Below are 14,195 nucleotides of genomic sequence, written 5' to 3' on the forward strand. Positions count from 1 at the left end.
ATGAGCATCAGCCCTGGAGGGTCATGAAACCGGTCATTCTCAGCGTCGACGACGATCCTGGAGTATCGAGATCCGTCGCTCGCGACCTGCGCCGCCGGTACGGCGAGGAGTACCGCATCGTCCGCGCCGAATCCGGTGCCGGGGCGCTCGACGCCCTGAAGGAACTCGCGCTGCGGGGCACCCCGGTCGCCATTCTGTTGGCCGACTATCGCATGCCGCACATGAGCGGCATGGAGTTTCTCGAGCAGGCCATGGACATCTTCCCCACGGCCCGTCGCATCCTCCTCACCGCATACGCGGACACCGACGCTGCGATCGACGCGATCAATGTCATCGATCTCGACTACTACCTGCTCAAGCCGTGGGATCCGCCCGAGGAAAAGCTCTACCCCGTGCTCGACGCCCAACTCGAGGCATGGTGTGCCTACGACCACCGGGCCGTCGAGGACACCAAGATCATCGGCCATCGTTGGTCTGCGCGGTCGTCGGAGATTCGCGAGTTCCTGGCCCGTAATCGGCTCCCGTACCGCTGGTACATGTCCGACGAATCCGAGGGAGCCCGGCTGCTGGCCGCCGCAGGTGTGGACGAGGGCCGCTTGCCGGTGGTGATCACCACCGAGGGCGATGCGTTGATCGAACCGTCCGACGCGGAGCTGGGTACTCGGCTCGGGTTGACCGTGTCACCGTCGGAGGAGTTCTACGATCTGGTCGTCATCGGCGGCGGACCGGCAGGGCTCGGGGCCGCGCTCTACGGTGCGTCGGAGGGTCTGCGGACGACGTTGATCGAGCGGACCGCCACCGGTGGCCAGGCCGGTCAGAGTTCGCGAATCGAGAATTACCTGGGCTTTCCCGACGGGGTGTCGGGAGCACAGCTCGCCGAGCGGGCGCGGCGGCAGGCGTTGAAGTTCGGTGCCGAGGTGGTCACCACCCAGGACGTCGTCGGCCTCGAAACCACCGGTGCTGCGCGAACCGTGCGATTCGCCGACGGCCGCAGCATCAGCGCTCAGACGATCATTCTGTCCACCGGGGTCGCCTATCGACGGCTGGAAGCACCCGGCATCGACGACTTCACCGGCCGAGGCGTGTTCTACGGATCGGCGATGACCGAGGCGGCGCGGTGTGCCGAGCAGGACGTCTACATCGTGGGCGGCGCGAACTCGGCTGGTCAGGCGGCGGTGTATCTCTCGCGCGGGGCCAAGTCGGTCACCATTCTGATCCGGGCCGAGTCCCTCGAAGCGTCGATGTCGTACTACCTCATCAAGCAGATCGAAGAGAACCCGAAGATCAGCGTTCGGCCCCGCACCGAGGTCGTCGGTGTGTCGGGTGACGGTCATCTCGAGTCGATCACGCTGCGCGACAGGGCAACCGACGAGACCTCGACGGTCGGCGCGCAGTACCTGTTCCTGTTCATCGGTGCCGCGCCGCGCACCGAGTGGCTCGACGGGGTGCTCGTTCGGGACGAGCATGGATTCGTGGTCACCGGGCCCGATCTCGTCGTCGACGGGCGAGCGCCCGCCGGCTGGACGTCGGCCCGTCTTCCGCATCACCTCGAAACGAGTGTGCCCGGTGTGTTCGCCGCCGGTGACGTACGGTCCGACTCGGCCAAACGCGTCGCGTCGGCAGTGGGAGAGGGAGCGATGGCCGTGATGTTGGTGCACAGATATCTGGCGAACCCATGAGCACGCCTGCATGTGATCCGGAGGAGTTGCGGACGCTGTTCCTGTTCGAGCAGCTCACCGACCCGCAGTTGGCGGAGCTGTGTCGGGACGGGCGCATCGAGACGATCGAGCCCGGGCCGGTGTACGCGGAGGGCGAACCGGCGACGTGCTTCTACGTTCTGATGGACGGAGCCGTGGTGCTCTCGAAGCTCTCGGGCGGGGAGGACCTGGTGGTCAATCGGACGTCGCAGCGCGGGGTGTACGCCGGTGCGTGGCAGGCGTATCTGGGCGATCGAGTGCCGCAGACGTACCAGGGGTCGATGCGGGTGACCGAGCGCTCCCGGTTCTTCGTGCTCGACGCCGAATGCTTCGCGTCGATCGTGCGGGAGTGGTTCCCGATGGCGCTGCATCTGCTCGAGGGTTTGTTCTTCGGAAATCAGAACACCAAGCAGATCGTGGAACAACGAGAACGACTGTTGGCGTTGGGTTCTCTGTCCGCCGGTTTGACGCACGAGCTGAACAATCCGGCCGCTGCTGCGGTACGGGCAACGTCCGCGTTGCGTGATCGGGTGGCGCACATGCGGCAGAAGTTGGCGATGATTGCCGGCGGCAGCCTCGATCGCGCGAGCATGGCGCATCTGGTCGGGTTGCAGAACGAGGCGGTGGAGTTGGTGGCCAAGGCTCCGAAGCTGACGGCGATGGAGGCGTCGGACCGCGAGGACGAACTCGGAGAGTGGTTCGAGGACAAGGGAATCGGTGGAGGCTGGGATCTGGCTCCGACGTTCGTCTCGGCCGGCCTCGATGTGCCGTGGCTCGATCGGGTCTCGGCGACGGTCGATGATCCGACGATGCTGGAGGGTGCCATTCGGTGGCTCAACTACACCGTCGAAACCGAATTGCTGATGAACGAGATCGCGGATTCGACCACTCGTATTTCGACGCTGGTCGGTGCCGCGAAGCAGTACTCGCAGATGGATCGTGCGCCGTATCGCACCGTGGACGTGCACGAGCTGCTCGACAGCACTCTGATCATGTTGGGCCGCAAGATCGGTGACGACATCCGTGTGGTGAAGGATTACGACCCCTCGGTGCCGCCCATCCCGGCCTACGCCGCCGAACTCAATCAGGTGTGGACCAACCTGATCGACAATGCCGTGCAGGCGATGGCGGCGACTCCCGAGGAGAAGGGGGTGCTGACGGTACGGACATCGTTGGACGACGATCAGGTCCAGATCGAGATCTGCGATACCGGACCCGGTGTGCCGCAGGAGATTCGATCGCGCATCTTCGAGCCGTTCTTCACCACCAAGCCGGTCGGCGAGGGGACGGGCCTCGGCCTGGACATCTCGTGGCGCATCGTGGTGAAGAAGCATCAGGGTGATCTGCGTGTGGTGTCCGAACCGGGGGATACACGTTTCATCGTGCGACTGCCCAAGGACCCGGCAACAGAGGAGGCATCATGACCATCGAAGGCATCGACCCGCAGGTCCCACCGTCTGGCCCGGGGTGTGTGGAATGCACACAGGCACAGGGGTGGTGGGTGCATCTGAGGCGGTGCGCGCAGTGCGGGCACATCGGATGTTGTGATTCCTCGCCGTCCCAGCACGCCAGCAAACACGCCGAGTCCACCCGGCACCAGTTCGTGCGAAGCTACGAGCCCGGTGAGGACTGGTTCTACAACTACGCCGACGAGCAGATGTACGACGGGCCGGAACTTGCTCCACCGCAACATCGTCCGCTCGATCAGTCGGTTCCCGGTCCGCGTGAGCGGGTGCCCGCGAATTGGCAGAGTCTGATCAATTGAACGAGAACCTGACTCGACCCACCGAGGTATCGGCCGCGGATTTTCTGGCTGCCGTGCAGCATCCGGTTCGGCGGGCGGATGGTCTCGCGCTCGCGGCGATGATGGGTCGCGTGACCGGGCAGCCGGCGGTGATGTGGGGTCCGACGATGGTGGGGTTCGGGACCTACCGGTACACCACGGGCAGTGGTCGTCGGGGCGAGTATTTCGTCGTCGGGTTCTCGCCGCGCACGGCGAGTCTGTCGGTGTACGGGGCCACGTCCGCCCCGGAGTCGGAGTCCTTGCTCGAACAACTGGGAAAGCACAAGCGAGGAGCAGGTTGCCTGTACGTGAACACACTCGCCGATGTGGACATAGCGATTCTCGAACAATTGGTGGCTTACAACTACCGGTACATCCTGGGTAACCTCGCGTCATGACCTTGATCGCGGTGGACCTCGTCATCGAGCAGAAGGACACGGTGTGGGGCTTGTTCCCGACGACGGCGTCGCCGCATTCGGCCGCGTCGATCTCGCTGATCTCGGCGGTGGACCTGACGCACAAGGTGATCGTGGACGCGGACAAGAAGTTGCTGAAACAGAGGGCGAAGCAGATCGCCGAGGGCGAGTGGGCGGGCGCGGCTGTGCGCAAGGCCGTCTCGGATGTGAACGCTGCGGTGAGGGCCGCGGTGATGGTGCCCGTCATCGTGTCGACCACGAGTAGCTGAAGGCCGGAATATGAAAAGAAGCGTTGCAATTCTCTTGTTCGACGATGTCGAGGTGCTCGACGCGTGCGGTCCGTTCGAGGTGTTCTCGGTTGCCAATCGAGTGGCCGAACGTGCTGGAAACGCAACACCTTTCGAGGTGACACTCGTCGGGATCGGCGATCGAGCTGTCGCCGCGAGGGGCGGGATGAGGATCGGCGTCGACACCACGATCGACGATCCGAGGGGATACGACGTCGTCGTGGTTCCTGGCGGTGTGGTCGACGCGGTGTCGGCGGACGACCGGGTGCTGCAGTGGTTTGCAGCGACTTCGGCCCGGTGCCGAGTTGGTGGCGTCGGTATGCACCGGTGCGTTCGTGCTGGCGGCTGCGGGACTGCTCGACGAGCGGCCGGTCACCACGCATTGGGAAGATCTGGAACTGCTGCGGAAGAACTGGCCTGCGCTGGTGGTGCACGAGGGTGTTCGGTACACCGACCACGGCGATCTGGCGACGTCCGCCGGGATCAGCGCCGGTCTGGATCTGGCCCTGCATCTGGTCGCACGGTGGGCGGGCGCGGACCACGCTCTCGCCACCGCGGGCCAGATGGACTACGACTGGTCAGGCGCTGAGCACCCGTAGCACCAGCGCGACGACGGCGAAGACGGCCAGCCCTGCGGCCGGAGCGAAGTCCTTGTCCTTGATCCGCACATGGGCGACGACTGCTCCGACGAAGTAGAGAACGACACCGACGGCGGCAGCGACGCCGATGGGCCACAGGTAGAGACCCACCAGGAGACCGCCGGCACCGAGTAGTTCCGCGTACGCGAGCCAGGGAATCCTGTCTGCGGGCACGCCGACCTGCTCGAGCATGGGGACGACGGACGGATTCTTCGTCAGTTTCCCGATGGCGGAGAACGTGAGTGCGACGGCGAGCATGACCGAGACGACGGTGGTTGCGATGAACATGAGCCCTGCTTTCATTTGTGAGGCCACTAGTAATTCAGAAGCAGCAAGGCGGACTGTAGCACCTCGGTAGGGTGGACGCATGGCCACGAACGAGCAGTCTCATGATCCTCGTGCCTGCGACGGGGCGCTGGTCAAAGCCTTCGGCTTTCTCGGCAAGAGGTGGAACGGAATTCTTCTTGCGACGCTGATGAACGGACCGATGGGGTTCTCCGACCTGCGCCGTGCCGTCGGTGGCATCAGTGACTCGGTGTTGTCGGAACGTCTGGGAGAACTCGGGAAAGCAGGCCTGGTTGCGCGCACCGTCGGCGACGGGCCGCCGATCTCCGTGGAGTACAGCTTGACGCCGGCCGGTGAGGCGCTGCTGCCGTCGCTGCGCGCGCTCACGGAATGGGCTTCGAACAACCTCTGACCCCCGCGAGAGATTCGCGAGGGCCAGAAGTGGTCGAGTCGGATCAGCTGGAGTGGTTGTTCTGGTTGTGTCCTTCGGCGGAGTCCGCGAACTCCTGAGTGTCGAAGACCTCGCCGCCCAAGGGATCGACCGGAGCATTGTCGCCGGAGTACTCGACTGCGCCCGTCTCCGGATGAATCTCGAGTTGCTCGGTGGGTACCTCTTGAACTGCCAGCACGACGCTTCCGTCGGCATTCGACGGCGTCATTCCCTCCTGCGAGGGTGTGAGCCCCGAGAACGTCGATGAAATCCCTGCGGTGGCTCGCTTTCGTCGTGCAAGCGGTGCGGACGCAGCAGGCTCGTCCTCCGTGACGTCCGGCGTCGCGGTCACTCGTAGATAACGCGGGGTCGTAGCGACGTCGTAGCGGAACGCCTTGAGCATCGACACACACGCCAGCACCAGCACGATCGAGAACGGCACCGCTGTCGCGATCGACATGGTCTGCAACGCAGTCAGAGAACTGGTTCCACCGACCAGGAGCAAGACGGCTGCCGCCACGCCCTGAAGGACGGCCCAGTAGACGCGCGTGATCTTCGGGGTTTCCAGCTCGCCTCCGGTCGCGAGGATGTCGATCACCAGCGACCCCGAGTCCGAGGACGTCACGAAGAAGAACACGATCACCGCGATGGCGATGACGCTGGTGAGGACGGCGATGGGCAGGCCGTCGAGTACCTGGAACAGGCTGGTGTTGTTGTTCACCGCTCCTTCGGCGTCGAGCAGATCGCCGTCGTTGCGCTGACGCAGGATGCCGGTGTCGCCGAAGATGGTGAACCACAGCGATCCCACGATGGTCGGTGCCAGTAGCACGCCGAAGACGAATTCACGGATGGTGCGTCCACGCGAGATGCGTGCGATGAACATGCCGACGAACGGTGCCCAGCTCATCCACCAACCCCAGTAGAAGATGGTCCACCCGCCGGCCCATCCGTCGTCGGAGAAGGGGGAGGTGCGCAGGGACAGCTCGGGCAGGGCCTGAACGTAGCCGCCGAGGTTCTGAACCCAGGACTGCATCAGGAACAGCGTCGGACCGAGGAGCAGCACGAACAGCGCGAGCGACGCCGCCAGTCCCATGTTGATGTTCGAGAGCCATTTGAGTCCCTTGGACACGCCACTGACCACGGAGAACGTGGCGATGCCGGTGATCACTGCGATGAGCACGATCACGAACAGGTTGGTGGTCTCGACCCAGCCCAGGAATTCGAGGCCCGCGGAGATCTGTTGGACGCCGAATCCGAGTGAGGTCGCAACACCGAACAGGGTGCCCACGATCGCGACGGTGTCGATGGTGTGACCGATCGGGCCCTCGATGCGCTTGCGGCCGAGCAACGGTTCGAGCAGCCAGCGGACGGTCAGCGGCCGCCCCTTGCGGTATGTCATGTACGCCATGCCGAGGCCGACGACGACGTAGATGGCCCAGGCGTGCAGACCCCAGTGGAACAGCGTGAGCTCCATGGCCTGGCGCGCAGCCGGGTCGGTGCTGCCGGGAAGGCCACCGGCCTCGGGGGGCGTCACGTAGTGCGAGAGCGGCTCGGCAACACCGTAGAACACCAGGCCGATACCCATGCCCGCGCTGAACAGCATGGCGAACCACGAGAGGACGCCGAACTCGGGCTTCTCGTCGTCGCGGCCGAGGCGGATGTTGCCGACGCGGCTCAATCCGCAGTACAGGGCGAACAGCACGAAACCGGTCGCGGCGAGGATGTACCACCAGCCGACGCCTGCCGTGATGGCCTTGTTGAGTCTGTCGAACGAATCTGCCGCCGTGCTCGCGTAGATCACGGAGAAGGCGATCATGACGAAGATGATGATCGATGCTGGGATGAAGACCGGCTTGAGCAGGCCTCCCCAGGCTTCCTTTATTGCTTTCACTTACTTGACTTCCTTACAACTCGAGTCACCGCAATCGGCTGACCACTATCGGTTTGCCGTTCTTCTTCTCTTGTTTCGGTCAAGTACCGGCATTCACCATAAACGACATCGGCGCTGGTGGCGAAACTCGTGACGGCTGCCGAACTGGGAAACAGGCCCGCGTGCGGTTTCCCTCGAGGCGCTCCAAGCACCCGAAAGGACTGCAATTCTGTCGATATTGCGGACGCGTCCCGCGGTCTCGCGGCAAGCACCGCGGAGCTGTGTAGCAAGCGATTTCCTGAGTGAGAGGTTGTAATCGGGGTCTGAGCCCGAGAGGGAGCGTCGAGGGCGCAGACCGACGTCTACGGTTCGGACCCGTCGAACTGGCCAACACCGCAACCGGTGGCGTGATTTATTTGACCGATCGTTCTTGACCGATCGGTCATCAATCTGCGATGCTCGGTCCATGGGACGCACCAGAAGCTTCGACGAGGCCACGGTAGTGACGTCGGCTGCCGAACAGTTTCGTTCCACAGGCTACGAAGGAACGTCGCTCGACGAACTTCTGCGCGCCACCGGATTGCACCGCGGCAGTCTCTACCAGGCGTTCGGCAGCAAGCGTGGATTGTTCCTTGCCGCGCTGACGCGTTCCGAATGGGATGTCGACCTGCTGTTGGTGGCGTTGCTGGAACTGGCACCGTTCGATGAGCACGTTCGCGAGGTCTGCGCGGAGAGTCTCCGTGACAGGTCCGCCGAGGCCATCGCGCACGTGCTCGGTGAACGGCTGCTGGTGCGCGCCGGTATCGACTCGAAAGCAGCAATCGAAGGAGGCAGTACATGAATACCGTGACCGTGCTCGACGGCAAACTGGTGGTGGAACCTAAAGGCCTCGACAAGGTGTGGTCGTTCACTCGCAAGCTCGAGATCCCGTTGGGCAACGTGCGCGGTGCCACTCATGATCCGGGAGCGAGCAAGGAGCCCAAGGGAATTCGAGCACCCGGGCTCGGGTTGCCGGGCAAGACCGCGGGCACGTTCCACCGCGATGGCGTCAAGACGTTCTACAACGTCACCGGGAGTGCCGACACGATCGTGATCGAGCTCGAACAGCAGGAGTATCAGCGTCTGATCCTGTCGGTGGAGGATCCGCGTTCGGTGGTGCAGTTGGTCAACAACGCTGCCGCTGCCGCGTGACGGGGGAGTCGGTGTAGGGCCCCTGCTCGCGACGTCCGCGGCGCGGTGGCGTCGGGAATGGGTGTTGTCGCGGTTCACCGTCGGCGGACGACCTTGCACTCGCCATGGCCGAGTGCTAGAAATGCAGTTGGCACTCTCGACACGTGAGTGCCAGGTCGGGACACGGTGAGGCCGGGGAATCAACGACACCCCTGGTCGTCCGTCGCGGGCACCGAGCTCGGCCAGCAATGTGTCACCCCCAATCCGGAGGATCACTTCGCAATGGCCAAGATCATCGCGTTCGACGAAGAGGCACGCCGTGGCCTCGAGCGAGGCCTCAATGCCCTCGCCGACGCAGTAAAGGTGACGTTGGGCCCCAAGGGTCGCAACGTCGTACTCGAGAAGAAGTGGGGAGCTCCCACGATCACCAACGATGGTGTTTCCATCGCCAAGGAGATCGAGCTCGAAGATCCCTACGAGAAGATCGGTGCCGAGCTCGTCAAGGAGGTCGCCAAGAAGACCGACGACGTCGCAGGCGACGGCACCACCACCGCCACCGTTCTCGCTCAGGCACTCGTCCGTGAAGGCCTGCGCAACGTCGCAGCCGGCGCGAACCCGCTCGGCCTCAAGCGCGGCATCGAGAAGGCTGTTGCAGCCGTCACCGAGTCGCTGCTCGCGTCCGCCAAGGAGATCGACACCAAGGAGCAGATCGCTGCTACCGCTGGCATCTCCGCAGGCGACCCGTCCATCGGCGAGCTCATCGCCGAGGCCATGGACAAGGTCGGCAAGGAAGGCGTCATCACGGTCGAGGAGTCCAACACCTTCGGCCTGCAGCTCGAGCTCACCGAGGGCATGCGCTTCGACAAGGGCTACATCTCGGCGTACTTCGCCACCGATGCAGAGCGCCAGGAAGCCGTCCTCGAAGACGCGTACATCCTGCTCGTCAGCTCCAAGATCAGCACCGTCAAGGACCTGCTGCCGCTGCTGGAGAAGGTCATCCAGTCCGGTAAGCCGCTCGTCATCATCGCCGAGGACGTCGAGGGCGAAGCTCTCTCCACCCTCGTGGTGAACAAGATCCGTGGCACCTTCAAGTCCGTCGCCGTCAAGGCTCCCGGATTCGGTGACCGTCGCAAGGCGCAGCTCGCCGACATCGCCATCCTCACCGGTGGCGAGGTCATCAGCGAAGAGGTCGGCCTCTCCCTGGAGACCGCCGGACTCGAGCTGCTCGGTCAGGCACGCAAGGTCGTCATCACCAAGGACGAGACCACCATCGTCGAGGGCTCGGGAGATTCCGACGCCATCGCCGGTCGCGTCAACCAGATCCGCGCCGAGATCGAGAACTCCGATTCCGACTACGACCGCGAGAAGCTGCAGGAGCGCCTGGCCAAGCTGGCCGGTGGCGTTGCAGTCATCAAGGCCGGAGCGGCAACCGAGGTCGAGCTCAAGGAGCGCAAGCACCGCATCGAAGATGCCGTGCGTAACGCCAAGGCAGCCGTCGAAGAAGGCATCGTCGCCGGTGGCGGCGTGGCACTGCTCCAGGCAGCGCCCGCACTCGACAACCTCAAGCTCGACGGTGACGAGGCAACCGGCGTGAACATCGTTCGCGTCGCACTGTCCGCCCCGCTCAAGCAGATCGCATTCAACGCAGGCCTCGAGCCCGGCGTCGTTGCGGACAAGGTTGCCAACCTGCCCGCAGGTCACGGCCTCAACGCCGCGACCAACGAGTACGAGGACCTGCTCGCTGCAGGCATCAACGACCCGGTCAAGGTCACCCGCTCGGCACTGCAGAACGCAGCGTCCATCGCGGCTCTGTTCCTCACCACCGAGGCCGTCGTCGCCGACAAGCCCGAGAAGGCCGGAGCGCCCGCTGGCGATCCGACCGGTGGCATGGGCGGCATGGACTTCTGAGTCCAGCCCCTCGCTGAAAAAGCCCGACTCCCTTTCGAGGGGGTCGGGCTTTTTCGTGTTCGAATCGGGTGCAATGGGCCGCGCTCAGCGCGGTCGGCTGCACCGGATTCGATGTAGTCAGTCCCGGTGATACGCGATGTTGATGACATTGCCGTCGGGAGCGCGAACGAAGAAGCGGCGCACACCCCACGGCTCGGTGGTCAACGGATGCACGATCTCGTATCCCAGCTTCTGTGCTTCGGCGTATGCGCTGTCGACATCGTCGGTGAGCACCGACATGACCGAATCCTCCGGTGCGCTCTGGTCATGCGTCACCAACTGAACACTGACCGGGCGATCGGGTGACGTAAGCCGTGCAACCCAGCCCATGTCGAACTCCTCCGAGCGCAGACCGAGAAACTCGGTGTAGAACGACTTGGCCGCGTCCACGTTCGGCACGCGAAGATTGGTGATGATGCTCCTGGTTCTCATCGAACTCCCTCCGAAACGTGGCCGGTCGACACGAACCGGACGGTTCGACGCTAGCTGCGGAGCCGGTGCTCCGCAGTTGTTTCCTATTGAGTGAGTCGCCGCGCAGTGGTTAGGGTCGGTCATGACTCGTACTCGCTCGATGGCCGCCGCACTTGCTGTGACCGCGGCCCTAGCGGGTTGTTCCACCTCGGGAACCGCCACGCCCGCGTCCGCACCGACGACTACTGATGCCACGGTCACCACCGAGCGCGCCGAACCGACGCCTACAACGCCGACCACTACCTCGAGTGCCGTCGAGCCGTACGTCGTCGGCAGCACTCGAGTCACCGGATCCACGGAGCGTGCCACCTACGACGTCGCGATTCCGCAGCTCAGTGGCGGGAATCCCGCTGTGACCGCGGAGTTCAACGAGTCGATGCGAGCTGCGTTGCAGGATCAGATCGACGACGACTACGGATACGACTTCGCTCTCAGCGACGGCTACTCGACGGGTACGACCTATGTCGGGCGGCGCGTGATCAGTGCCGAACAGATCACCGATTGGATCGCCGTACCGCCCGGAGCGCACGGCAATTCGCTGATTGCGACTGTGACGATCGATGCCGACACCGCGCAGCCGATCTCTCTCGGAGATGCCTTCACCGACCTGGATTCCGGCCTGTCGCGGCTGTCCGAACGAGCAGCGGAGATTCTGCCGACCACCCGCGCGGGCGACAGCTTCGAGCGCTCGGGCATCGAGCCGACGGTGGCCAACTTCGGCAACTGGACGGCATCGCCGGAAGGGATGAACATTCACTTCGGGGACTACCAGGTGGGGGCGTACGGAATCGGGCTTATCAGCATCACCGTCCCGTGGACCGACCTGTCCGACGTCCTCGCTCCCGGCATGCAGGACGTGCTCAGCAGCTGAGCCTCGGCCCGACAATGCGAACATGGACTTCATGATGATTCGTGCAGGGGTGCTGGATGTGTCCTACGACCGCTTCGGTGATCCGGCCGGCCATGCGGTGGTGCTGTTGCACGGGTTTCCGTACGACCCGCGCTGCTACGACGACGTCGCCCGGCTGCTCGCCGAATCCGGCTACGACGTGGTGGTGCCGTACCTACGCGGCTTCGGGCCCACCCGGTTCGTCGACGCGGACACGATGCGCTCCGGTGAGCAGGCCGCGATCGGCCACGACCTCCGTGAGCTGATCATCGCGCTGGAACTGAACGAGCCCATCGTTGCGGGCTACGACTGGGGTGGCCGCGCCGCCTGCGTCGTCGCCGCGCTGTGGCCGGAGCTGGTGTCCGGCTTGGTCAGCGTCTCCGGATACCTGATCCAGGACATCGAGGCGGCAGTGTCCACGCCGGTGCCGCCGCACCTCGAGAAGCGGTACTGGTACCAGTACTATTTGCACTCCGAGCGGGGCCGGGCCGGGCTCGCGGCCTACCGGGCAGAGATCGCCCAGACACTGTGGACGGATTGGTCGCCGACGTGGCGGTTCGGAGACTCCGAATTCGCCGCCACCGCACCGTCGTTCGACAACCCCGACTTCGTGGACGTGTCCGTGCACTCGTACCGGCACCGATACGGCATCGAGATGGGGGATGCGGCCTATGCAGAAACGCAGGAGTTGCTGACACAGCAGCCGAGGATCACGGTGCCCACGGTCGTGATCGATCCGACCGAGGACACCGTCGCCTCGCTGTACGGCCGCCCGGACCACGCGGCGCACTTCACCGATCTGCTCGACGTTCGTCAGGTCGATTGCGGCCACAACCCGCCGCAGGAATTGCCTGGGCAATTCGCCGACGCCATCGTGACGTTGGGCCAGGTGGTCCGGGATCGCGACTCGAACTAGTCGACCGCGAGCTCGCCCAGTTCGTTCCAGTCGGTGCCGTCGACCTCTTGGCTGATGATCTTCGGGGTCTCCTGCAGGTACGGCGGGAGATCCTTCTGGGCCTGCTTGAAGTGATCCGAATTCACATGGGCGGCACCGGCATCGGGATCCTTGAACGCCTCCACCAGGACGTACTCGGTGGGGTCGTCGAGGGTGCGCGACCAGAAGTACCAGAGGCATCCCTCTTCGGCCTGGCATGCTTCGGTGAAGTCGCGTGAAATCTCGGGCCAGTTGTCCGCGTGCTCGGGCTTGACCTTGAACTTGGCGGTGATGAAGATCAACGTTGCTCCTCGTTGTTGGGGTTGTGTCGGTGGTTACTACCCGATTTCAGGGTACGAGAATCGCGCGGCCGCGAACCCGTCCGTTGTCGAGGTCGTCGATGGCGCTCTGGAAGTCGTCCAGTGCGTAGCTCTGCGTGTGCAGATTCACTGCACCTCGTGCGGCGAGCGACATCAGATCGCACAGGTCGTTGTAGGACCCGACGAGATTGCCGACGATGTTCTTCTCCGCCGACACCAGGTCGATGGTCGGCACGTCGACGTTCTCGCCGTACCCGATGACGTGATAGTCACCGGCCCGTCGGGTCATGGCCAATCCCTCTGCGGTGGAGCCGTTCTCGCCGACGAAGTCGAGCACCACCTCGGCTCCGAATCCGCCGGTGAGTTCCATGACTTGATCGACTTGGCTGCCGTCGGCGACCACCGCGTGATCTGCGCCCAGGGTGAGCGCCAGCTTCACAGCGTCGGCGTTGCGGTCGATGACGATCAACTCGGCGGGGGACAGCGCCTCGAGTACCTGAATACCGATGTGGCCCAATCCGCCTGCGCCGATGACGACGCACTTGTCGCGTGGAGTCAGCCGTCGGGCCGCTTTGGCTGCAGCGTGATACGCCGTCAGGCCGGCATCGGCGAGCGCAGCGACCGCGGACGGCTCTAGCGAATCGTCGATCTTCACGACTGTCCTGGCGTTGGTCCGCAGATAGTCTGCGTATCCGCCATTGGTGTCGATGCCGGGGAAATCACTCGTCTCGCAATGCACGTCGTCACCGGACCGGCAGGCCCGGCACAGTCCACACGTCACGAGTGGATGCAGGATCACTTTGTCGCCCTCGCGCACGTTGGTGACGGCCGAGCCGACGGCATGCACCCACCCGGCGTTCTCGTGGCCGATCGTGTAAGGCAGTGTGACGCCGGACTTCTCGGCCCATTGGCCTTCGAGGATGTGCAGATCGGTGCGGCACACGCCTGCCCCACCGATCCTGACGATGACGTCGAGTGGGCCCTGTACTTCCGGAATCGGTACCTCGGTCATCTCCAGGTTCTTGTGGTACCCGACCACCTGGACTGCGCGCATCGTG

At 64.2% G+C, this 14,195-nt stretch carries 17 protein-coding genes and 1 pseudogene; 13 read left to right on the plus strand and 5 right to left on the minus strand.

Going from position 1 to position 14,195, the window contains the following annotated elements; translation table 11 throughout:
- The first annotated feature begins 23 nt into the window (after positions 1–23).
- From AABD04_RS04145 to AABD04_RS04175, 7 genes and pseudogenes are all read left to right on the plus strand, one after another.
- Positions 24–1,679: an FAD-dependent oxidoreductase gene (locus tag AABD04_RS04145; protein ID WP_341440315.1), complete on the plus strand. Its 1,656-nt coding sequence runs from the start codon at positions 24–26 to the stop codon at positions 1,677–1,679.
- Positions 1,676–3,121: an ATP-binding protein gene (locus AABD04_RS04150; RefSeq protein WP_341440316.1), complete on the plus strand. Its 1,446-nt coding sequence runs from the start codon at positions 1,676–1,678 to the stop codon at positions 3,119–3,121. Before AABD04_RS04145 ends, AABD04_RS04150 begins: the two co-directional genes overlap by 4 nt.
- Entirely contained in the window at positions 3,118–3,462 is a 345-nt protein-coding gene (locus tag AABD04_RS04155; RefSeq protein WP_243594490.1) for a UBP-type zinc finger domain-containing protein, read from the plus strand. The genes AABD04_RS04150 and AABD04_RS04155 overlap by 4 nt, the downstream gene beginning before the upstream one ends.
- Positions 3,459–3,878 (plus strand): DUF1801 domain-containing protein, encoded by a 420-nt coding sequence (locus AABD04_RS04160; RefSeq protein ID WP_341440317.1) that lies wholly within the window; start codon positions 3,459–3,461, stop codon positions 3,876–3,878. Before AABD04_RS04155 ends, AABD04_RS04160 begins: the two co-directional genes overlap by 4 nt.
- Positions 3,875–4,165: a GPP34 family phosphoprotein gene (locus tag AABD04_RS04165; protein WP_341440318.1), complete on the plus strand. Its 291-nt coding sequence runs from the start codon at positions 3,875–3,877 to the stop codon at positions 4,163–4,165. The genes AABD04_RS04160 and AABD04_RS04165 overlap by 4 nt, the downstream gene beginning before the upstream one ends.
- A gap of 10 nt (positions 4,166–4,175) precedes the next feature.
- A pseudogene (locus tag AABD04_RS04170) lies at positions 4,176–4,370 on the plus strand (DJ-1/PfpI family protein); the annotation flags it as partial.
- 91 nt (positions 4,371–4,461) lie between these two features.
- On the plus strand, positions 4,462–4,782 hold the full coding sequence (locus AABD04_RS04175) for a DJ-1/PfpI family protein (protein ID WP_341440319.1): 321 nt from the start codon (positions 4,462–4,464) through the stop codon (positions 4,780–4,782).
- On the opposite strand, the gene AABD04_RS04180 is transcribed toward AABD04_RS04175, so the two are convergent.
- Entirely contained in the window at positions 4,762–5,109 is a 348-nt protein-coding gene (locus tag AABD04_RS04180) for a DoxX family protein (RefSeq protein WP_341440320.1), read from the minus strand. The two genes, AABD04_RS04175 and AABD04_RS04180, sit on opposite strands and share 21 nt — an antisense overlap.
- A gap of 79 nt (positions 5,110–5,188) precedes the next feature.
- On the opposite strand from AABD04_RS04180, the gene AABD04_RS04185 reads away from it, so the two are divergent.
- The gene (locus AABD04_RS04185; protein WP_341440321.1) at positions 5,189–5,518 is read left to right on the plus strand and encodes a winged helix-turn-helix transcriptional regulator; all 330 of its coding nucleotides are present in this window, start codon (positions 5,189–5,191) and stop codon (positions 5,516–5,518) included.
- Positions 5,519–5,561: 43 nt separating this feature from the next.
- Here AABD04_RS04185 and AABD04_RS04190 read toward each other — a convergent pair whose 3' ends face one another.
- Positions 5,562–7,427 carry a BCCT family transporter gene (locus tag AABD04_RS04190; protein WP_341440322.1) on the minus strand — a complete coding sequence of 622 codons (1,866 nt, stop codon included), beginning with the start codon at positions 7,425–7,427 and terminating at the stop codon, positions 5,562–5,564.
- A 445-nt stretch (positions 7,428–7,872) separates the two neighbouring features.
- On the opposite strand from AABD04_RS04190, the gene AABD04_RS04195 reads away from it, so the two are divergent.
- The 3 genes from AABD04_RS04195 to groL all read left to right on the plus strand — a co-directional run bounded on the left by AABD04_RS04195 (position 7,873) and on the right by groL (position 10,484).
- Entirely contained in the window at positions 7,873–8,247 is a 375-nt protein-coding gene (locus AABD04_RS04195; RefSeq protein WP_341440323.1) for a TetR/AcrR family transcriptional regulator, read from the plus strand.
- The gene (locus tag AABD04_RS04200) at positions 8,244–8,597 is read left to right on the plus strand and encodes a PH domain-containing protein (RefSeq protein WP_341440324.1); all 354 of its coding nucleotides are present in this window, start codon (positions 8,244–8,246) and stop codon (positions 8,595–8,597) included. The genes AABD04_RS04195 and AABD04_RS04200 overlap by 4 nt, the downstream gene beginning before the upstream one ends.
- A gap of 261 nt (positions 8,598–8,858) precedes the next feature.
- Positions 8,859–10,484, plus strand: coding sequence for a chaperonin GroEL (groL, locus tag AABD04_RS04205; RefSeq protein WP_243594481.1), 1,626 nt, complete (start codon positions 8,859–8,861; stop codon positions 10,482–10,484).
- Positions 10,485–10,601: 117 nt separating this feature from the next.
- Here the strand turns inward: groL and AABD04_RS04210 are convergent, their stop codons facing one another.
- Positions 10,602–10,955, minus strand: coding sequence for a VOC family protein (locus AABD04_RS04210; RefSeq protein ID WP_341440325.1), 354 nt, complete (start codon positions 10,953–10,955; stop codon positions 10,602–10,604).
- Positions 10,956–11,076: 121 nt separating this feature from the next.
- On the opposite strand from AABD04_RS04210, the gene AABD04_RS04215 reads away from it, so the two are divergent.
- Together AABD04_RS04215 and AABD04_RS04220 are read left to right on the plus strand one after the other, a co-directional pair.
- The gene (locus AABD04_RS04215; protein WP_341440326.1) at positions 11,077–11,865 is read left to right on the plus strand and encodes an RsiV family protein; all 789 of its coding nucleotides are present in this window, start codon (positions 11,077–11,079) and stop codon (positions 11,863–11,865) included.
- Between the two features lie 22 nt (positions 11,866–11,887).
- A complete protein-coding gene (locus AABD04_RS04220; protein WP_341440327.1) occupies positions 11,888–12,799 on the plus strand; it encodes an alpha/beta fold hydrolase in 912 nt (303 codons plus the stop codon).
- On the opposite strand, the gene AABD04_RS04225 is transcribed toward AABD04_RS04220, so the two are convergent.
- Entirely contained in the window at positions 12,796–13,119 is a 324-nt protein-coding gene (locus tag AABD04_RS04225; RefSeq protein ID WP_032382260.1) for a putative quinol monooxygenase, read from the minus strand. The genes AABD04_RS04220 and AABD04_RS04225 overlap by 4 nt on opposite strands.
- A gap of 46 nt (positions 13,120–13,165) precedes the next feature.
- A complete protein-coding gene (locus AABD04_RS04230; RefSeq protein ID WP_341442948.1) occupies positions 13,166–14,191 on the minus strand; it encodes an NAD(P)-dependent alcohol dehydrogenase in 1,026 nt (341 codons plus the stop codon).
- Between the last annotated feature and the right edge of the window lie 4 nt (positions 14,192–14,195).

Source organism: Rhodococcoides navarretei, from assembly GCF_038069675.1.
GTDB lineage: Bacteria > Actinomycetota > Actinomycetes > Mycobacteriales > Mycobacteriaceae > Rhodococcoides > Rhodococcoides navarretei.